This is a genomic window from Methanofollis sp. UBA420, assembly GCF_002498315.1.
Lineage (GTDB): Archaea > Halobacteriota > Methanomicrobia > Methanomicrobiales > Methanofollaceae > Methanofollis.
This window is the reverse complement of record NZ_DAGX01000007.1, coordinates 284,326-304,289: the sequence shown is the minus strand read 5'-3', so window position 1 is coordinate 304,289 and position 19,964 is coordinate 284,326. Positions and strand designations below refer to the sequence as shown.

Below are 19,964 nucleotides of genomic sequence, written 5' to 3'. Positions count from 1 at the left end.
TGCCGGCAGGGCTCGTCTGCACTGACGGAGGCCCGGCGCACGGATCAGATCCAGCGTCTGTCTTCTCCTTGGGACTGCTCTAGTCCTTCTCGGTTATGCCCCCTGGAGGGGCAGCCGGGGCATCATGCCCGTCCCCTGTCGGGGGGACCGGCAGTATTATCCGCCAAACGGTTACAGAATGGCCACTCTACCACCATGTGGCCATTATTCTGTGCCCGGTTGCGCAGGATACCATCGTCTCCGGTTCTCTAATTATTCCCCGGAAACGAATATAAATCTTCCCGTATTCTCCGGGACGTGGGGAGGTCCAGGGGTCAGCCAAAGAAGAGGTCGCCCTCTCTATTGATGTAAACCTCGACGTCCTCGCGGACGTACCTGGCCCTGAACCGGCTCGGGTTGGAGTCGTGGATCCTGTTGATCAGTTCGAGGGTGTTGTACTTCACCTTGATCCCGAGTTTTTCGGCTTCCTGGAAGATGAGGGTGGTCGCTTCGATGAGGTCGGTACCGGATTTGATGGTGCAGAGATGTTCGGAGTCGAGGGTATAGAGAAACTCAAGCGTTTCTTTTGCCCTTTCGATGTTTTCATACGCCGCTTTTTCGATGGTGCAGACGTTTGCCTTCGAGGTCTGGATGATGTCGGCGACCTGCTGCTGGGTGAGGCCGGTCTTGCGGTACCGGAGTACTTCCTTCTGTCTGTCGGTGAGGAGCCCCTGTTTCATTGGATATAACTTAACATACTATGACTTAAACACTATCATTTAACATCGCACGACCGGAACAGACAGGCTTTCACAATCTTTATATCAGATTTCGCCGATACTATGTCTGTTCTCTAATTTGAGAGGTGTATAGATGGTAGTTAAAGTAGGAATTGCAAAACTGGGCAACATTGCCAGCGGCGTGATGGCAGAACTGCTCCTTGATGAGCGTGCAGACCGTGAAGACATGCAGACCTTTATGGCCACCTCCGGCACCAAGCTCCAGCCCGAGGACATCGACCGTGTCGTCAGCACCATGAAGGCGTGGGTCCCTGACTTTTGCATTGTCGTTTCCCCGAACGGTGTCCTTCCGGGTCCGAAAGGTGCCCGCGAGTCCCTCGCTGAGGCAGGTATTCCGTGCATTGTCATCACCGACGACATCACCACGAAGAAGGACGACTTCGCCGCACTCAAGGAGAGCGCCTTCGGTTACATCATCATGAAGGCCGACTCCATGATCGGTGCCCGCCGCGAGTTCCTCGACCCCATCGAGATGGCTGACTACAACGGCAACCTCGTCAAGGTCCTCGCCCTTACCGGCGCGTTCCGCAAGCTCCAGATGGAGCTTGACAAGGTCATCGACCAGGTCAAGGAAGGCAAGAAGGGTGCAGACCTCGTCCTCCCGAAGGTTGTCATGAACTCCGACAAGGCGGTCGACGGCGAGTTCTCGAACCCGTACGCCCTCGCAAAGGCCCGCGCAGCCTACGAGATCGCTCAGGCGGTCGCCGGCGTCAACGTCAAGGGCTGCTTCATGACGAAGGGATTCGAGAACTACGTCCCGATCGTCTGCTCTGCCCACGAAATGATGCGCCAGGCCGCAGTCCTCTGCGACGAGGCGCGCGAGATGGAGAAGGCCACCGACGCTGTGATCCGCAAGCCGCACAAGAAGGACGGCGTCATCGTCTCCAAGACCACACTCATCTCCAAGCCCGAGTGAATACTCACAAAATCTTTTTTCTCCTTTTTTTCGCGGCCAGACGGGTGACCGGAGGGTCGGCGCGCAGGGACCAGGGGGCAGGACATTTCTCTCTATCGAGATCGAGGTCTAACACAGGATATCAGAGATATCCTGTTCGAGCAGATCTCCGAACTGCCACGGACGGCAGATCTTCGAGTAGTTCCTCAGTGAAGAGCGCCGACCTACTGCCTTCCCCACAATCTGAGCCGGGGGACTGCATCGAAAGTCTTCGACTTTCTCAAACTCGCTGACACTCGCACCTCGAAGACCTGATGGTCTTCTCATGCTCCCTTCGGTCGCAGCCCCCGGATATCTCGAAAGCCAGAGGGTTTTGCGCCTCGCCGTCGGGCATCCCCCTCAGCACCCATTCTCCCGGAAGTACCGGCCGAACTCCTCGGGGAGGGTCATCACCACCGGCTCGAAGTGGAGGCGTTCCATGAAGGCCGAGTCTGTCATTGAAGACGGGTTCGGGTTGAGCCGCGCGATGATGGAGCAGACGGCGGAGAAAGAGTCGGCATCGTCGGGTGTCCCGCAGTACAGGGCCATATTGAAGGCGCGCGTGCCGAGGGAGCGATAACAGTCGATGACCCGCAGGATCCCCCGCGCCAGAGGGCGGATGCAGGGCCCGATATCGGCGGGGGAGGAGGCCGGCAGGATGCCCCGCACCTCGCGCTCTCCAATCGGCACGGCACTTGCAAACCAGGGGAACGCGTCTTCAAAGAGGAAACGATCGGTGGCGGCCTCCTCTTCGATGAAGTCGGCCCAGTACGACCGGCCGTGCTCCCGACAGTATGCCCGGCTCGCCGCGAGGTACCGGCCCTGGAGGGAGGTGGGGCAGGGGTCGGCGATGCCCTGGAGATGGGGGTGGGCGATGCTCGCACCGGCAGAGGGGAGATAATTCCAGTTCAGCGACATGTAACCTCCCCGTCCCTTCACCCCGTCCAGCAGGCCAGAGAGGGCATCGGCGACCTGGTCGACGGTAAAGCGCTCGACGGTATGGGCACGGGTGATGACGGTCACGAGGTGCCAGTCGGCAAAAGGGTAGAGGTTCGGAAAGGTGACACTCTCGCCCCGGAGGATCCGGGTGCCGTCGGTAAAGGTGGGGGTCTCGCGTTCCACACGATCAGGACAGAAGGGACAGTCTCCAGAAGGCGCACCGGCATAGGGCAGGTCGAGGTTCCGGCCGATCCGCTCGGGGGAGATGCGCGACGCGATTCCGGTCAGGGCCTCCCGGCGGACCTGAATCCTGCCACCCGCATACTCGTCGACGGAAAACATACCTCCATCCTCCGGTAGGGGTGAGGACGTGATAAAAGCACCTCTTTGAGGCGTTAGCGGTGGATGGAAAATGGAGGATAGGGATATCCCCCAAAAAATATTGCTGCAGGAGACCTGCAGTCGGGTTCAGACAACGTACTTGCCGAGGAGGCGGATCGAGTTGGTCATGTCGGGGCCGAGCGGGGACCCGAAGATGATCTGGGTGACACCGGCCGCCTTGAGGTCGTCGCACTTCTGCCTGACCATGTCCGGGGTACCGGCGATGGTGAAGGCGTCGATCTCGGCGTCGCCGACGAGGCCGCCGACCGCCTTGAAGTCAAAGCGTCCGAGGGCGTCCTTGATCTTGGCGACGTTGTTCAGGTCAAGTCCGTGGCGCTGGAGAAGTGCCGGCGGGGAGCCCGCGGCGATGAAGGCGGCGACGATCTTTGCGGCGTTGCGGGCCTTCTTCTCGTTCTGGTCGATGGACATGGCGGTGTACGCACCGACATCGTGCTTCTTCCGGCCTGCGGCTTCCTGAGCCTTCTTGATGATCGGGATGGCGATCTCGAAGTCCTTCGGGTTGGAGGCGTTGATCAGGGAACCTTCGCCCATCTCACCGGCGAGCTCGAGCATCTTGGGGCCCTGAGCACCGATGTAGACGGGGATACCCTTCTTGCCGGGGAGCTGGACGCCGGTGAGCTTGGCACCGTCGTAGTCGAAGAACTCCATCTCACCGGTCTTCTTGATCTCCTCACCGCTGCAGAGGCGGCGGATCTGGGTGACACCCTCTCTCAGGCGGGCGACCGGCTTTCCACCTGCGATCGCGAGCTTCGGAAGGGTCGAAAGGTCGCCGGGGCCGATACCGAGGACTGCACGGCCGTCGGAGATCTCGTCCAGCGTGCACATGAAGGATGCAATGGCCGCCGGGGTGTCGGTGAAGGTGTTCATGATACCCGGGCCCATCTTGATCGAGTCGGTGTTCGCGGCGATCATGGCGAGGGTCGGGTAGCAGTGACGGTTGTTATAGTGGTTGGTGATCCACGCGTAGTCGATGTCCTTGGACTCGGCAAGCTTGACGTAGTTCACGACCTGCTTGACGTTAATGTTGCCTGGCACAAATTCAATTCCATAACTCAAGGCATTTCACCTCAGAGAGAGTAGTTATCGCACAAAGATAAAAGTATTATCATTTGCCCTGAGAAGAGAGGGAAATAAACCCTTCTTACCAGAGATTGGGGTATCAAACGGATATAGTGCCTCAACTGTTTCCTTATCGCGGAGGAGCGGGCGAAATGCCAAAAGAGAAGTATTTATGATCATCAGCACAAATACCCAAGAGAGTACGCAACCGGAACCCGGCCGCCGTCCGCGAATGATCCGGGGGCACGCATCAGGCATCCATTCTTTTTCCAGAAAGGTGCGATGCAGAGGGGGGGAAAACGTGTTCCCGGTATGCGGGTCAGGCACAGGGCAGACCGACCGGTGACGGAGGGTGCCGCCCGCCCGAAACGGGGTGGAGAGAGAATACATGCGGGTCTTGGCAATAGGACTGGGGGGTGCAGGCAGCAGGATCGTGGACAGGCTCTACGATCACGACCGGAGGAGCAAGGTCCTCTGCATGAACGCACTCGTGATCGATTACGACTCCAATACGCTTATCCAGCTTGAGCACCTTCCCGAGGAGTCCAAGTTATTCTTCCCGCCGATCGATCCGTCCTTCACTTTCGATGTCGAGACGGTCGTCGACATCGAAGAGGTGATGACCTGCATCCAGAAGGTGGACACCGTCGAGATCGATGCCATCATGGTGATCACGGGTCTTGGGGGGACAATGATCGATACCCTCCCTCAGATCATCCCGCAGTTACGCCAGTCCTTCGTCGAGCCGATATTTGCTGTGGTCACCCTGCCGTGCAGGGATGAGGGAATAAAACGGGCCGCCAAGGCCGCAGACGATCTGGAAATGATCGCCGGATTGGTGGACGGCACGATCGTCTTCGACAACGAGACCTGGGCGGGACGGATCCGCTCTGGGGACGAGTCGGGCCGGACCGGGTTATCGTCGAAGATCGCAGGAAGGAGGGGCTCCTTCATGAACCCCCGCATGATGTACTCCCTGCTGAACGACGAGGTCGCCCGGAGGATCGGGCTCCTTCTGCGTGCAGGGGAGTTCAATGAAACAGGCCTTGATGTGGGCGAACTCGTCCTTGACGCCGGGGAGGTGCTCAACACCCTTAGTGGTATGGGGATCGTGGCCGTCGGCTACGCTGCCGAGCGTCTCCCCCTCGGCCCTCTCGAATTTCTGACACGGTGGAGCTCGGCCCGCAATTATATGGAGGGGTCCAAGAAGAGGGCGGCAAGGATCGTCTCCCTCGCAAAGAAAGCGGTATATGAGGAAATATCCGTGCCGTGCGACCTCACGAGTGCCGAAAAGGCGCTGGTCCTCATTGCCGGGCCTGACAGAGAGCTGAGCATCAGGGGATTTGTCACGGTCAGGAAGTGGATCGACCGGAGCATCGCCGGCCTTGAGATGCGTTCGGGTGACTACCCGATCAAAAACACCCGCTTCGTCGGGATCATCATCGTGCTGTCAGGCGTGCATAATGTACCCCGGATCGACGAGTTGAAGGTCCACAGGGAAGAGTACAGGCAGGAACTGGAGGAAGAAGCGGCCAGGGAAGCGGCGGTCGAGGCCAGGGGGCAGAGGCCCGCGGACTTCGATGAAGATGCTGAAGCGGAGGCAGCTTTTTTCACGGGGTACTCCGGAAAAGATCCTCTTGCACCGGGAGGAGGTGGGATGGAGATGACCGAAGAAAAGGACGACATGATCGCGATCGCGGGACAGAAGAGGAAGAAGGAAAGAGAAGACGGGAAACTCCGGATCCACCTCTCCAGCGATCATCTGAAAAAAACCGGAGGCGACGAGGGGGCCGTGGTGGTGCCCGGCGCGAAGAAACAGACTCCCGGGGATATGACCAGGATGACCTCGGTCGGTCTTCCCCAGGCTCCGAAGGACTCCGCTCTCGGGATCGGGGGGACGTTTTCTGCCGTGAAAAAACCGAAGGAGATCGAGGAGACCGGTTTCAGGGTCGAGGCGATCCCGGCGGCAAAGGACGATGTCCTCTCCGGTGAGAAGGTCAGCCTGAAATGGGTCGTGAAGAAGGCGAAGGACGACCTCCTGGGGAAGGATGCGGTGCTCCTGAATGATCCGGGCACCCGGCCGATCGACGATGTCCTGAGGGGCGGGATGCACCTGGCCCCGAAGCAGACGCCGAAGGAGATCGAGCCCGGGCGTGGAAAGATCACGGGCCCGGAGACCAAAAAACAGGACGAGGAAGAAGAAGAGAGTCAGGACAGCATCGACTGGATCACATAGACGTGATCCGGGAGAAGGGGATGTTCCCGGCCCCGATTTCGGTCCTGATGGAACAACCCTCCTCGACGGCATGGGCGATGAGGTTCATGCCGGAAAACGAGGCGATGGAGAGGCGATACGGGTCTCTCTGAAGGTTAAAGATCTTTTCTCCGGTCGTGAGAGGGAAAACGAACCCGACCGACCGCATGGTCGCGACGATCTCCTCCACTTTGTCCTGTGCGGGGAGGGGTACCTGCCTGATGTTGGCAAGGGCGATGCCGTCGCCGGCCGTGACATAGGCGTGGACCGAGGTGAGGCCGGCGGCGATGAAGAGCTGGAGGGGGTCGATGCTTGTGCCGCGATACGCGAGGAGGTCGAGGAACTGCGTCGGTTCGTCCTTGCTGATTGCGATCCTGCCGCCGTATTTCATCTCGACGGGGATGCCCTGTCTCTGGAAGACGCCGTCCATCGTGACCGAGCAGACGGTCATGAAGCCTGTATGGCCGGCGGGTATGCGGGGGTCACTGTTGGTGATGCCGTAGGCGTCGAAGAACCCACACCCTGCGGCGATGACGGCGTCGAAGGCTTTCCTGACCCGGTCGACTTCGGCGTCAGGGACGATGGAAAGGTTGTAGGCGACGTCGCCGGTGCCGCTCCGGGGGTCGAAGGTCGTCCTGACGGCGAGTCTTTCGAGTTTGGAGATGACGAAGCCGATGCGTTCGCCGACGAGGGCGTTCTCTATCTCGGCGATGCCGCTCTGCGTGAGGATACGCCCCCGGTTTCCGATCTTCTCGGTAAAGCCCATCTCGTCGAGGGAGCGGAGGTAGTACTGGACGGCACGGTCGGAGAGGACAAAGCCATGCTCGGCCATGAGTTCGGAGAGGCGTTTCGCCCCCATCGGCTCGGGGTGTTCCTTGAGGAGCCTGAGGATTTCGATGCACTTCCTCTCTGTCCTGATCCCGCTCATCGTGCCCTGACCACCCCGGTGCTGTCCTGGTACCGTCCATTGTAGGTGCCTGCGCCGTCGCCGACGTCATGGAGGATCATCTGGACGACGCGGTCGCCGACCGCAAGCTGGACCGGTTCCTCGCCCATGTTCGTGAGGCAGAGGGTGAGCTGGCCCCGGAAGCCGGGGTCGACGAAGCCACCGCCGAGGAGGAGGCCGCGGCGCGCGTAGCTGGACCGGCACCTGAGGGTGGCGGCGACGTCCGCCGGGATCTCCACGTGCTCAAGGCTCGGGACGAGGGTGCACTTTCCGGGAGGGAGGGAGATGTCGGCGCCTGCCCGGAGGTCGTACGAGGCGGGCTGGAGGGAGGCGTCGCCGAAGGGGGTGATGACAAGCCGCGTCTCTGTATTGTCTGCTCCGAGGCGGGACCGGATCTCAGCGGAAGAGAGGATCATATTCTATAGGGATGGTTCTCGAAAATGCTTAATAACTTGTGATATGATATATACCACTGTACAATTCATCCATTTCCTTCTAAATCGGGAGTTTTGCGGCCCGTGAATGGACGACGCCGACGCTCCGGTTGCTCTGGACCCATGGGGTAGAGGACATCCTTCTGGGCTTCGAACCCAGGGACGCGGGTTCGATTCCCGCTGGGTCCGTTTTTGAGATTTTCAAAAAAAGATTATTGCAGTCTGATCTTCGCATTGGTGGCGTTGCCGATGAAGAAAGATACTGACGTTTCATTTCCTGCTGGTGGCGCATCGGGGGCGGTGGCCCTGACCCGTATCCAGTACTGCGCCGCCGGACGGTCACGGACATCAAGCACTGCCACTTCCTGCTTCAGGCCATGTGTCCGTTTCTCCGGGTCCATTTTCTCGAAGAGGATCCACGTTTTTTTCCCGTCGATGGAATAGAAGAGTTTCTGCGTGGCCGTCTGGTTGCCGGTGTAGTTGAGGTTCCATTTCATCCGCAGGAAATCGGTGATCGGGCCCGACTCAACACGGGAGGGTTCACCGACCCAGAGGTACGAAGCGTTAATGCCAGTATTGTTCAGGCCGGGGAGAGCGGTGATAAAGGTTCTCGGAAGGTCGAGGGTTTCAGTACCGTTGTCGAAGGAGATCGTCGACCCCTGACCAAAGATGTTGATGTTCCCGTCCCTGAGCACTGTGAGGGTGTAGGTGGCTGTCCAGGTCTGGTTCAGGTGGATGGTGCCGATGTTGAAGTGGAGGTTGTGGTCGTCGTTCCAGTCGGTAGTCTGGTCCTCCGTGTAGGGGTACGATGGATTATGGGGAGGGACATACGGAGGTGTCGTGTTGTCGATCCAGGTGTCGATATAGGTGGATTTTCCGGGGATGTGGAGGTAGGTAAAGACCGCGTCACCGTCTATAATCTCGTTGTTCACCTCGACGTCCTTGAAGGAGATGTCCATCTTGGTGTTCACGCCGGCCTCGGTCTTGAGTTCGCCGGCGATGGCCGTATAGATGGCACCGATGTTGGCGGCACTTCCATCATAGTATTTCCCACCCGTGGACTCGGCAAGTTTTTTCAGGGTCTTTTTGCCGTCAGCTGAGATGGTGTCCGCATACCCGATTGAGTATATCTTAATATTGTGATTTTTGGCATAGACAGAGAGATCCTGCTCTTCATCGGAGAGGTCAGTAAAACGATAATACTTCTGGGTGAGATCCCCAAAATCCTCGGGATCGTCTGAAACCCAAACATCTTCATAATGCCAATGCTCTCCATCCCAAACCCTTTTTTTGCCCCAATAACCGCCAGCATCGCCCCGTGCCAGGGGGTCGCCATACCAGTTGTAGTCCCCATCCGAAAGGACGATGATCGCTTTGATGGCATCTGGATCAGGATTTGAACTTCCAGAATCAGTAAGTTCTTTTATTGACTTATACAGTCCCGCACGCATGGGCGTTCCAGAGTCCGGGACAATATTGTCGAGTTCTGTTTTCACCGAAGGGAGAGCATCGGTGAGCAGCAGGTCGACGGTCGCATAGTCGAGATATCGTTTGGGAGTATGGTAAGCGTTGTCGATATATCTGTCAGGATTATCAAAAGAAGATTCTCCAGGTTTATTGATCCGATACCATGAACCTGTATTTCTCCCGAAGGTGACGAGCCCCACCTTATCCTTCGTGGTCATCCTGTCGACAAACTTCTTTGCCGCCTCCCTCACCGAGTGCATGCGATCGGGATCATCCTCAAGCATACTCCCCGACCGGTCGATCGCCAGTATCACGTTGATCGGGTCGGGCTGGAGGGCGTAGCCATCTCCCCTGAGACAGACGGTGACGTTCACCGTCTGGTTCACTGTGACGGTCTCATTGTCGACCGCAGTGGAGACCGAGAGGTAGGGATAGTTCTTCCAGGTGAGAGTGAGGTCTTCAACGTCGTCACCCCACCGGGCTATGACTTTGCAGGTGCCGGTTGCCGAAGTTTTATTTTTGCGGTCTTGAACAAAGGCCCCGGGCCTGAAATGCACAATCGCAGATTCATTATATTTCGTGACCGCCGACGTCTCCACCAGTTCGGGTGGTGCCGTAGCAGTATACCCTTCCGTATCGATATTGGAGAGTGAAAACGTGACCGTCTGCCCCTTGACAGGGTTGCCCTTCACATCCACGACCTTCGCCCTGATCTCGGCGGTCATGTCGTCCTTCACATCGCGGCTCGGCATGGTCTGCGGAGAGGCGGTGAGGATCATGTCTACAGGATCTGTACTCGTGAACTCGACAGTCTGCGAACAGGTCACCGAAGAGTTGTCCGCCGAGGTTGCCGTGATCGTCACCTTCCCGATCTTATCCTTCGGCCCGTAGGTGAACATGACCAGACCGTCGTTATTGGAACGGAGAGTCTTCTCCTCACCGGGGAGGGAGGTACTCACATGGACCGAACGGTTGACCGAGGGGTTACCGTCGGCATCCATCAGGGTGCAGGTGATGGTGAACGTACTCTTGCCGTCTGCATAAACCCATGGGAAGGGTGTGCCGTCTGGAGAGACAGCACAGGTGATCGAAGCGGGAGGGGCGTCACTGAGGCCGTAGAAGGTGAAATACGTATCAGAGATTGGAGATGGCAGGTTTACGAATACGATGTTCTCCCCGGCTTTTCTCCCGAGTCTGAGGGTCACCGTCACATTTCCGTCCCCATCCACCGGGCAGACAGCGGTATCGCCGGTTACACTGCCGTTGACAAGGAAGACAGCGGAGTCTCCCGGAGACCCGACAGAGAAGGTGACTGACTCGGCATCCCTACCGGTCGCCGACTCCCACCGGTTATCGATGCGGTTGCCGTAGTAGTCCACCAGTGCAAGGACGATCGGCACCTCTGATCCCACCGTCGCCTCACTCCTGTAGTCCGTGAGGGCGAGTTTGTACGGCGCCGCATGGTCGACCTTCTGGACGACCGTGTTCTCCGCCACCACCGCACCGGTTGCATTCAGCGTCTTTCCCGTGATCGTCGCGTCCCCGCTCTTCTCCCCTACAGTGAACGTCGCCGTCTTCAGTCCACCGGCGGTGAAATCCAGCGTGGACGGCGTGACCGTACCCATTGCGGGATCGCAGGAGAGCACGACCGTCGTCGCACCGGTCGCCGTCACCGTGACCGTCGAGGTGCCCCCGCTGCCAGCGACAAGCCAGTCTTTATCGGTATTAAGAGAAATCTGTGTATCCGCAGCGGCCGATGCCGAACAGAGCATCAGGACGCCGAGCAACATGATCCAGGAATATGATATCTGCATATCCTCGCCACCGTGGATCCATAAAATATTCCATGCAAGATTAATGTTCCGGTATAATGTAGATACTGATATGCCACAGATATATTCAGAAGAGATCCATAGATTTTAAAACGTAAAATAAAACACAATAAAATGATTAAACGGAAAAATATAGAATTTTTTTAATTATTAGTACAAACAGGCCGCGATGGAGGAGACAGTCCCGGCAAAAATGATCGGAAAAAAAGAAAGGGTTATTCCAGCCTGATCTTGTTGGACTGGATGTCGCCCACCTGGATCTCACCGGGGTAGTACTCTATGCAGTCGGGGGCGTCGGGCGCCGTCGCATGGACACGGATCTTGTACCAGCCGACGGCAAGGGAGCGGACATCGAGGCTCGCCTGCTCGTCATACTCCCCCGTAGACCGGGGCACCATCGTCAGGAAGGGAGTCCAGGTCTTCCCCCTGTCGGTGGAGTAGGAGAGACGCTGGGTGGCCGTATAGTTGCCTGTGTAGTTCAGGTGCCACCCCACCTTCAGGAAGTCGGTGACCGGCCTGGAACCGATCTGGTAGGGGATGCCGAGGTCCAGAGTCGCGTTCTTGACACCTGTTTTGTTCAGGTCGGGAATGGCGGTGATGAACGTGTCGGGAAGGGTGAGAGTCTCGGCACCGCCATTGAAAGAGATCGTCGAACCCGAACCGAAGACATTGATGTTCCCACCGCTGAGCACCTTGAGAGTGTATGAGGTCGTCCAGGTCTGGTTCAGTTTGACCGTCCCGATATCGAAGTGGAGGCTCCGGTCGTCCTCCCAGTCGGTCGTCTGGTCCTCGGTGTGGAGGGGGATGACCTGATAGTGGCCACTCTCGTTCTCGATCCAGCTCGCGATGTTCGTCGAGACGCCGGGGATATACTGGTAGGCGAAGACGTCATCGCCCGGCACAGGGGCGTCGTTCACCTGGACGTTCTCGAAGGAGAGGTCCATCATGGTGTCGACGCCGGCCTCGGTCTTGAGGTCGCCGGCGATCCGTTTGTAGATCTCGGCGAGTTCGTCGCCGCCGGGGGCGTGCTCGTAGAACCCACCCGTCGAGGTGGACATGGTCGTCATCGTCTCGGTGACCGTGCTGCTCGGGTCGTAGGCAAAGGTGATGGCGTACAGTTTCACGTCGTTGGAAGAGGCGAACCTCGACATGTTCTGGTTGGTCGATTCACCGTCGATGCAGTACTGATAGTCGGCGTAATAACCGCCCGACCATGTCCGTACATATTTCTGCCCGGTCAGGAGAGTGCCGCCGAGGCCGTCATAATACCGGTAGTGGTCGGGCTCAAGGTTGCTGCCGCTGAACGTATAGGCCCACGACGAGCTCTCAGGGTAGCCGGTACCATGGCCGATGGGGCTGCCGTCATAGTTCCAGTCGCCGTCGGTCATGATGATTATCGCCTTCACCGCCCCGGGCCGCCCCTGTTGTTGCTGCATCCGTACGGCCTCGTAGATGGCCCGCCGCAGCTGGGTGGCACCATTCGGCTGAAGGGACTGGAGGCGACTCTTCACCGACGCGAAGTCATCGGTCAGATAATTGTCCAGCGTCGTGGACGAAGAGAAGGAGACGAGGCCGACGCGGTCGCGGCCCGGGTTCATCTGGTCGATGAAAGTGGACGCAGCGGCCTTCGCACTCGTGATCCGGACGTTTCCCGAACTGTCCGTCCGGGCCATGCTTCCCGAACGGTCGACGACGAGCACCACGTCGATCGGGTCGGGCTGCAACGCCCAGCCATCGCCCTTGAGGGCGAGGGTGACGTTCACCGTCCCATTCACCTCGACGGTCTCGGGATCGACAGATGTGGAGACCGAGAGATAGGGGTAGTTCTTCCAGGTGAGAGAGAGGGTGTGGCTGACGTCACCCCACACGGCGGCGACGTCGCATGTCCCCGTGGCCGTGCCGCTGTAGGCGGGGTCATTGTGATCGCGGGTGAAGGCGCCCGGCCGGAAATGGACGACGGCATAACCGTTCTTATCCGTGGTCGCCGACGTCTCCACCAGTTCAGGGGATGCAGTGGCAGTATAGCCGGCCGTATTGATACTGGAAAGGGAAAAGGTGACCATTTCCCCCTCGACAGGGTTGCCTTTCTCGTCCAGGACCTTCGCCCTGACCTCGGCAGTCATGTCATCTTTCACGTCCCGGCTTGGCATGGACTGGGGATTTGCCGAAAGAACCATGTTCACCGGGGCGGTACTCGTGAACTCGACTGTCTGCGAGCAGGTCACAGAGAGGTCGTCCGCCGAGGTCGCCGTGATCGTCACGACGCGGATGGAATCCCGCGGCCCATAGGTGAACATGACCTGGCCGTCGGAGTTCGAGGTCAGGGTCGTCGGTTTGTCGTCTTCATCGTCGGTGACCACAGTGATCGATCGGGCCCCGGCAGGGTTGCCATGGGTGTCCTTCAGGGTATAGGTGAGGGTGAATGTGCTCCTACCGTCGGCAGGGACCCAGGGGATGGGGTCGGCGTACGGTGCGACAGAGCACGCGATCGAGGCTGGGACGGCATTGCCGAGGCCATAGATAGTGAGTGTGGTGGCGGCGACTGTGCCCGGGAAGGAGACGTATATGATGTTCTCGCCGGCCGTCTGGTCGGCCCTGAAGTCGGCCCTCACGTCCCCGTTCCCGTCCACAGGGAGGACAACATCATCACGGTAGCCACTGCCGTCGGATATTCCGGCCAGACCACCCGGCGACCCGACCTGGAAGCGGACGGTCTCTGCCTCCTTGCGGGCGTCGACGCGGTTGCCGTACCGGTCCTCCATGGCAAGGACGATCGGCGTCGTGGACCCGACGGTGATCTCGCTCTCGTACTCGAGGGCTGCAAGTTTGTACGGGGCGGCGTGGTCTATCATCTGGTCGCAGGACGACGAAACGGTCTGGAGAACATCGTTTTCGTCACGGTACTCGGACGTTGCCGTGATCGTCGCCGTGCCGCTCCGCGTCCCGGCCCTGAATGTCGCCGTGGCGGTGCCGTCAGCACCTGTCGTCAGCGTGGACGGGGACACCGTACCCTGTGCGGGATCACAGGAGAGGACGATGCTCTGCCCTGCACGAGGTACCCCTCCGTCGTCGGTCACCATCACCGTGACCGCCGAAGTGCCGTCACCACCGGCGACAAGCCATGCAGTGTCGGCCTGAAGGTGCATCTGGGGCTCCGCGGCAGCGGTTCCGGCACAGAAGAGGAACAGCACGCCAAAAAGGAGTATTCCGAAACGTTGTATCGACATATCTTCTCCCTCAGGTATGTACAGACCTGATCCCCATATAAAACAGGACGATTCATATTATCTTGAAAATATCACCTAATATTCAAAAAAATAGATTAATATTGCCATAATTAAGATGATCAAAAGAAATGCAGGATTAAGAAATCGAAAATAATATAATTCACTACCTGCAGTTACCTGAGCAGGTGCAGGGACACCAATAAATGCTCCAGAACACTCAAAAATAAGATAATAGGGTTTAGAAACCGCCACGCCGCCCGGGCCTGTGATTGCGGCGGGCAGGCCTCTCTATCTTCCCGGCCACGGCCACACCGGCGACCGCCACCAGGACAAGGATGACCGCGACCACACCAATGATGCCGAGGGGAAGGCCGGAAGGCTGCATCGTGAGGGAGCAGGACTCACCCAGAGAACCGATCGGGACCTGCTGCACCAGATATGTGAGTTTGTAGCCGTCCAGCGTCCCAGAAATATTGTAACTGCCGGGCGCAAGGTCGAGTTTCAGGATCCCGTCCGCCCCGGTGACGCCCCGGGCCGCCCCATCCACGCCAATTGCCACACCGGCAAGGGCTTTGTGGTCGGGACTCCCGACGATGACCGCAACAGGAACAGAGACAGGCACCAGTTCGGCGACAAGGTCGGTCTTCTGGTCACGGGAGTTGCACGACCCCTGCCAGGAGACATAGCCGGGAGCTCTGACCTCGATGGCATGCGTGCCCGCCACCACCGACTCAAGGCTGAACCGTCCGTAATTATCAGTCACACCGACGTCTTTACCGTCGACGGAGACGCTCGCACCGGCCAGCGGGGCCTTCGCGGCGTCATAGACCGAGATGAAGACCGGGTACGTGGACTTCGAGAGGAAGATGTCGGTGCGGACAGCATTCTCCTGGAGAGACACCTCCTGACGGTAGTCGCTGTACGCCGGGTGGGTCACCTCCACGAGGTACCGCCTGTCCGTATCCACGACCGTGGTGACGAAACCGTCGCTGCCTGTTGTCCCCCGCACCGTCCCGCCGACCTTCACCGTGGCATTGACGACCGGAAGATGGTCCTTGGCATCAAGCACCCGAAAGGCGAACCTGCCCTCGGGATAGAGCCAGAACTGGACGGGTTCGGCCTCGTCGTCGACCTCTATATCCCGCTGCAGCAGGTCATACCCCTTTGCCTCGACCTCGACAGAATAGTCCTCGTTCGCCTTCACCTCGAAGGTGGCAAGACCTGTCGAATCTGTCTTTTCAGAGTCTCTCTCACCGTCTTCCTTGCTGGTGATCTCAACCCAGACGCCCGAGACCGGGAGGAAGGTGTCGGCGTCATAGACGGTGATCTTCAGGTCAAGAGAACTCCGGTCCATCCGCACGGTCACCGAGGTGTCGTCGGCGTCGATGCGTTCAGTCCAGTCCTTGTAGCCGGACTTTGTCACCTTCAGGTCATAGCGGGAGGACTCCGAGTGCCTGTAGGACACTTCGCCGCGCGAGTTCGTGGTGCCTTCGTCGCTGCCGTCGACATAGACCGTCGCCCCTTTGAGGGCGGCGCCGTCGTCCGCGTCCTTCACCGTCACATCGACGAGGGTGGACGCCTGCACGGCAGTGCCGCAGAGGAGGAGAGCAAGGACGGCAATAACCAGGAAACGTAGTTTACATACCATGGAATTCACCTCTAGGTCCCCAGTGTCTCCCGGGGACGCGGTCGAGGAGCATCCCCTCGACAACGACCGGCATCAACTGGCGACCGACTTCGAGCGCCTTCTGGAGGCGCCACTTCCGGTCGGCATAGACTGTCAGGATAGGTTCGCCGACCCGAACCTGTGTCCCCTTCTTTGCATGGACAGAGACCCCGGCGCCCGGATCCTGCGGTGCGCCCGCGGCCCGGGCAAGGCTGATGAGGGCCTTGTTGTTCAGTTCGACCACATACCCGCTCGTCGGGGCATTGACCACGAACTGGAACTCGCCGGGAGTGATCTCCGCGGCAGTCACATCAGGGTTGCCGCCCTGCACCCTTATGATCTCCTTCATCTTTGCAAGGGCCTTTCCCGAGGCAAGGACCTCCTGGGCCGTTGCATAGCCCTGGCCAGGCGCCGCCTTCCCCGACATCTCCAGGAGGATGCTGGCAAGGGAGAGACTCTTCTGGATGAGAGAATTCGGCTCAGTCGCACCTTCGAGGACGGAGAGCGCCTCCTTCACTTCGAGTTTCGGGCCAATGGTGTGGCCGACAAGGGACTCGCCATAGGTGAGGGCGCACTCCACACGCATGCCCAGGCGTTCGCCGAGGTCGATGAACTCACGCGCCATTTTTCTCCCCTCCTCGACAGTCGAGACCTTGGTGTGCTCGCCGACCGGGATGTCGATTGCGACAAGGTTCGCGCCGACGGCGAACTTCTTCGCCATCACCGAGGCGAGCATCTGGCCCCGTGCATCGATCTTGAAGGGGTACTCGACGGCGATGAACCGGTCGTCGGCCGGGGCGATGTTCGTCGCCCCGCCCCAGACGATCACCGCACCAACCTTCTCGGTCATCTGCTGGACCTCGGCGGCGGTGAACTCCACAGGGGCGAGCACCTCCATGAGGTCGGCCGTGCCGGCGGCGCCTGTGATCGCCCGCGAACTTGTCTTCGGGATCTTCAGGCCGGCGGCGGCGACGATCGGGACGACAAGGAGGGTGATCTTGTTGCCCGGCACCCCGCCGATCGAGTGCTTGTCCACGATCGGATACGAGGGGAAGTGGAGGTGCTCGCCCGTGTCCACCATCGCCCGGGTGAGGTATTCCACCTCGTCCATGTCCAGGGGATTGGTGTAGGTGGAGACGATGTAGGCGGTGAGTTCGCTCGGGGAGAGTACGTCGCCGACGACGTCCCTGATGATAGCGTAGGTCTCTTCCTTGGAGAGACGCTGGCCGTCCATCTTCTTCCTGATGTAGTCGAGAGAGGCAGGACGGTCGGCCGCACGCACCTCGACCTCGGCGCCGTCAAGGACATCGATCTGCTGCTGGGTCTGCCGGTAGACGCCGATAACGCCCTGGTCTATGAGGGAGGCGGTGGTGTCGACAAAGGCGGAGACCGACTCGCCGGTGACCCGGTTTTTTACCTCGACCCGGTCGCCGTCCCGCACGCTGACCTCCCGTGCGTCGGCGGCATGGAGGAGGACACCGCGATGGGCGATGTCGATCAGCCTGGTTACGAGTTTCATGGATAATGATGCTCCTGTCTTCTTTAAAGGGTATCGGCATTCCTGCCAGAAAAATGCGCCGGAATTGAACAGAGACGAAGGCGAAAGGATCAGAGGAGAGACGCAAAAAAAAGGGGGGATTAGTTCCTGCGCATGACAAGGAACGCAACTGCACCGAGGCCAATCAGGGAGATCAGCGCGCCGAAGCCGGGCTGAGTCGGGGTGGTGGCCGGGACGGTGGTGGTTGCAGTTCCAGTCGGCGGGACAGTGGTCACGCTCTGGGTCGGCTGGACCGGAGTGGTCGGGACGCCTTCAACGATGTTGAAGGTCGTGCTCGTGCTGGCGTCGGAGACGTCGATGCCTTCAACCTTGACCTGATACTGGTCAGGCTTGTAGTTGGTTGCATCAACCTCGTAGGACCACTTGTTGGTGTCAGTGCCCTCGACGACCTTCACGGTGCCGGATCTGCCGCTGAAGCCGGAAGACTCGGTCTTCTTGGTCGCGCCGAAAGCCACAGACTGAATGTCAACGTTCAGTTCGTCGCCGACAGCGAGGTTAGTGGTGCCGGTGATGGTGAACTTCTCACCGACGGCCTTGTCGCCGATGCTGTCGATCCTGATCCAGGCTTCCTGAACCGAGAAGGTGAGCTTGGTGTAGGTGTCGTCGACATTGGACGAGTCCATCGCGTTGATGAGCGCGGTCGCCGCGTCGGAGGCCTGCAGGTTCTTCAGGTTGACATCAGTCTGACCCGGAGCCACCAGGACCTGGTCGGTGGTATCCCAGTAGACATCGTTACCCGGTCCGGTCTTGGCCATCGGGTGCTGGAGGATGACGAAGTACTGGCCGGCTGCGAGGTTGTCGGTGTCCTCGAGCTTGTACTCGAAGGTGCCGTCGTCCTCGACAGACTCAGAGGCCTGGGGGTTGTTGGAGTCCTGACCGTAGAAGTTCTTGCCGAAGATCCAGACATAGATGTTGGACGGCTTGCCTTCCGCGGTACCGGTGATCTTCAGGTCGTCACCCTTCGCGAGGGTGTTGACGTTGGTGGCACCGGTGATGAAGCCCTTTCTCAGGTTGACGGACATGGTCGCGTACTCGACACCGGAGAGGTTGCCCTTTGCACGGGGCTGAGTAGCGGCGTAAACCGTGTAACTGCCCTCACTGAGGACACCGCCCTCGATATCGCCGGTGTTCCAGGTGTATGCCCAGGTGTCGTCGGACTCGACAGACTCCTCAACAAAGCCTGCGATACCAGCGCTGGACTTCTTGCTGACGTCCACGAGGCTCACGCCATTGCCGTCACCCAGGTTGGGGCCGACGAGGAAGAGGTAGACCTTCTTGCCTTCGGTGTTGGTACCGGAGAGCTTGATCTCCTCACCGAAGTAGTAGGCGCCCGCACCCTCGGCGGTAATGGTGACTGCACCCTTCTCGACCTTCACCTTGACATCGTCGTCCTTGGGGTTGGTCGTCTTGTTCTCCATCACCTTGAAGGTGTACGTCTTGTCTTCAGTATCGGCGGTGGTCCTGAACTCGACAGTCCGGGTGCCGTCGGCCTTGGTCATGACAGACGCGTTGGTGCCCGGAGCGCTGGCCATTTCATTGGTCAGGTCAAGCATCCCGGCGCTAGCAGGGCTGACACCGGGCTGGTTGGGGGCGAGGAGCGGGTACTTGTAGTCCGCAACGCCGGCATCCTTGATGTACAGGAAGTACTCCTTCTTGCTGTCACCGGTGACAGTCACGGTGAAGGACTTGCCCCTGACAACGCTTTCTTTGCTGGCAGCGATGGAGAGCTTGTCGGTCGTGAGGCTGAAGCTGACAATCTTGGAGTCTTCTGCATACTGGTCAAAGCCGGTCGGCATTGCCCACTTCGCCACTGCCTCGTACTTGCCGGCGTCGAGATCCTCAGCAGAGAGATCGATAGGGCCAGTGTACTGGTTGGATGAGGTGAGTTCGATGCCACCGAGGTCAACGCCACCGAGCGTCTTGACGGTACCGCCGGTCGGGGTGGTGACCTCGATGTTGACCGTGGCATAGTTAGCAGGAGTGCCATTCACAACGCTACCGCCGACCTTAGGGGCGATCAGCTGGAAGGCAATCTTCGCGTTCGAGGTCACGGTCTTGCCTGCGATCGAGTCGGAGTGCGAATCGGCAAGAACGGGCTTGATCTCGACTGTCGGCTTCTCGATGTAGACATACTTCCCGCTCGACGCATCGGTTACGAAGTAACGACCGTATTTGCCATTGATAGTCGCTGCGACGTCCTCCAAAAGGCTGAAATCATTGGAGTTGGCGACCGTGAGGGTCGTGTCGAAACCAACACTGGTGTCATCGTTCGTATAGTGAACAAGCGTCGTGAACGGTGTGTCGTCATTGATTGACGACAGGTTCAGGTTCTCTTCATACAGAAAGATGGTGTCTCCGCTGTTGATCTGGGTCGCAGTCCTCGCGGCGGCCGGCATGACAAGCATGGCGGCGGCTACAAGGAAGACGGCGGCAACGACCATCATCTTAGATGTACTCTTCATGCAAT

12 protein-coding genes and 1 tRNA gene are annotated in these 19,964 nt (G+C 59.1%); 3 read left to right on the top strand and 10 right to left on the bottom strand.

Features of this window, described 5'->3' with window-relative positions; translation table 11 throughout:
- Window positions 1–314 precede the first annotated feature (314 nt).
- Window positions 315–719 carry a Tfx family DNA-binding protein gene (locus BP869_RS11570; protein WP_342679823.1) on the bottom strand — a complete coding sequence of 135 codons (405 nt, stop codon included), beginning with the start codon at window positions 717–719 and terminating at the stop codon, window positions 315–317.
- A gap of 133 nt (window positions 720–852) precedes the next feature.
- On the opposite strand from BP869_RS11570, the gene BP869_RS11565 reads away from it, so the two are divergent.
- The gene (locus tag BP869_RS11565; RefSeq protein WP_067048183.1) at window positions 853–1,695 is read left to right on the top strand and encodes a F420-dependent methylenetetrahydromethanopterin dehydrogenase; all 843 of its coding nucleotides are present in this window, start codon (window positions 853–855) and stop codon (window positions 1,693–1,695) included.
- A gap of 378 nt (window positions 1,696–2,073) precedes the next feature.
- On the opposite strand, the gene BP869_RS11560 is transcribed toward BP869_RS11565, so the two are convergent.
- The gene (locus tag BP869_RS11560) at window positions 2,074–2,994 is read right to left on the bottom strand and encodes a galactose-1-phosphate uridylyltransferase (protein ID WP_067048179.1); all 921 of its coding nucleotides are present in this window, start codon (window positions 2,992–2,994) and stop codon (window positions 2,074–2,076) included.
- Between the two features lie 126 nt (window positions 2,995–3,120).
- Window positions 3,121–4,110 (bottom strand): 5,10-methylenetetrahydromethanopterin reductase, encoded by a 990-nt coding sequence (locus tag BP869_RS11555; RefSeq protein WP_342679818.1) that lies wholly within the window; start codon window positions 4,108–4,110, stop codon window positions 3,121–3,123.
- A 391-nt stretch (window positions 4,111–4,501) separates the two neighbouring features.
- On the opposite strand from BP869_RS11555, the gene BP869_RS11550 reads away from it, so the two are divergent.
- Complete coding sequence (locus BP869_RS11550) at window positions 4,502–6,349, top strand: tubulin/FtsZ family protein (RefSeq protein WP_342679816.1); 1,848 nt, start codon at window positions 4,502–4,504, stop codon at window positions 6,347–6,349.
- On the opposite strand, the gene BP869_RS11545 is transcribed toward BP869_RS11550, so the two are convergent.
- Both BP869_RS11545 and BP869_RS11540 read right to left on the bottom strand, forming a co-directional pair.
- Complete coding sequence (locus BP869_RS11545; protein WP_342679814.1) at window positions 6,342–7,295, bottom strand: DUF128 domain-containing protein; 954 nt, start codon at window positions 7,293–7,295, stop codon at window positions 6,342–6,344. The genes BP869_RS11550 and BP869_RS11545 overlap by 8 nt on opposite strands.
- Window positions 7,292–7,729, bottom strand: coding sequence for a dCTP deaminase (locus BP869_RS11540; RefSeq protein WP_342679812.1), 438 nt, complete (start codon window positions 7,727–7,729; stop codon window positions 7,292–7,294). The genes BP869_RS11545 and BP869_RS11540 overlap by 4 nt, the downstream gene beginning before the upstream one ends.
- Before the next feature lie 135 nt (window positions 7,730–7,864).
- Between BP869_RS11540 and BP869_RS11535 the strand changes: the two genes are divergently transcribed.
- Window positions 7,865–7,936, top strand: a tRNA-Arg gene (locus tag BP869_RS11535).
- A gap of 23 nt (window positions 7,937–7,959) precedes the next feature.
- On the opposite strand, the gene BP869_RS11530 is transcribed toward BP869_RS11535, so the two are convergent.
- From BP869_RS11530 to BP869_RS11510, 5 genes are all read right to left on the bottom strand, one after another.
- The gene (locus tag BP869_RS11530) at window positions 7,960–11,028 is read right to left on the bottom strand and encodes an Ig-like domain-containing protein (protein ID WP_342679811.1); all 3,069 of its coding nucleotides are present in this window, start codon (window positions 11,026–11,028) and stop codon (window positions 7,960–7,962) included.
- Window positions 11,029–11,261: 233 nt separating this feature from the next.
- Complete coding sequence (locus tag BP869_RS11525; RefSeq protein WP_342679810.1) at window positions 11,262–14,273, bottom strand: Ig-like domain-containing protein; 3,012 nt, start codon at window positions 14,271–14,273, stop codon at window positions 11,262–11,264.
- A 238-nt stretch (window positions 14,274–14,511) separates the two neighbouring features.
- Window positions 14,512–15,921 carry a carboxypeptidase regulatory-like domain-containing protein gene (locus BP869_RS11520; RefSeq protein WP_342679809.1) on the bottom strand — a complete coding sequence of 470 codons (1,410 nt, stop codon included), beginning with the start codon at window positions 15,919–15,921 and terminating at the stop codon, window positions 14,512–14,514.
- On the bottom strand, window positions 15,911–17,458 hold the full coding sequence (locus tag BP869_RS11515; RefSeq protein ID WP_342679808.1) for an AMP phosphorylase: 1,548 nt from the start codon (window positions 17,456–17,458) through the stop codon (window positions 15,911–15,913). The genes BP869_RS11520 and BP869_RS11515 overlap by 11 nt, the downstream gene beginning before the upstream one ends.
- Before the next feature lie 119 nt (window positions 17,459–17,577).
- Window positions 17,578–19,959: an MEMAR_RS02690 family S-layer glycoprotein gene (locus BP869_RS11510; protein ID WP_342679807.1), complete on the bottom strand. Its 2,382-nt coding sequence runs from the start codon at window positions 19,957–19,959 to the stop codon at window positions 17,578–17,580.
- Window positions 19,960–19,964 lie beyond the last annotated feature (5 nt).

Coding starts and splice junctions, on each gene's coding strand:
- BP869_RS11540 (WP_342679812.1), bottom strand. CDS start 7,729: ATGATCCTCTCTTCCGCTGAGATCCGGTCCCGCCTCGGAGCAGACAAT.
- BP869_RS11510 (WP_342679807.1), bottom strand. CDS start 19,959: ATGAAGAGTACATCTAAGATGATGGTCGTTGCCGCCGTCTTCCTTGTA.
- BP869_RS11525 (WP_342679810.1), bottom strand. CDS start 14,273: ATGTCGATACAACGTTTCGGAATACTCCTTTTTGGCGTGCTGTTCCTC.
- BP869_RS11520 (WP_342679809.1), bottom strand. CDS start 15,921: ATGGTATGTAAACTACGTTTCCTGGTTATTGCCGTCCTTGCTCTCCTC.
- BP869_RS11560 (WP_067048179.1), bottom strand. CDS start 2,994: ATGTTTTCCGTCGACGAGTATGCGGGTGGCAGGATTCAGGTCCGCCGG.
- BP869_RS11530 (WP_342679811.1), bottom strand. CDS start 11,028: ATGCAGATATCATATTCCTGGATCATGTTGCTCGGCGTCCTGATGCTC.
- BP869_RS11545 (WP_342679814.1), bottom strand. CDS start 7,295: ATGAGCGGGATCAGGACAGAGAGGAAGTGCATCGAAATCCTCAGGCTC.
- BP869_RS11550 (WP_342679816.1), top strand. CDS start 4,502: ATGCGGGTCTTGGCAATAGGACTGGGGGGTGCAGGCAGCAGGATCGTG.
- BP869_RS11515 (WP_342679808.1), bottom strand. CDS start 17,458: ATGAAACTCGTAACCAGGCTGATCGACATCGCCCATCGCGGTGTCCTC.
- BP869_RS11565 (WP_067048183.1), top strand. CDS start 853: ATGGTAGTTAAAGTAGGAATTGCAAAACTGGGCAACATTGCCAGCGGC.
- BP869_RS11570 (WP_342679823.1), bottom strand. CDS start 719: ATGAAACAGGGGCTCCTCACCGACAGACAGAAGGAAGTACTCCGGTAC.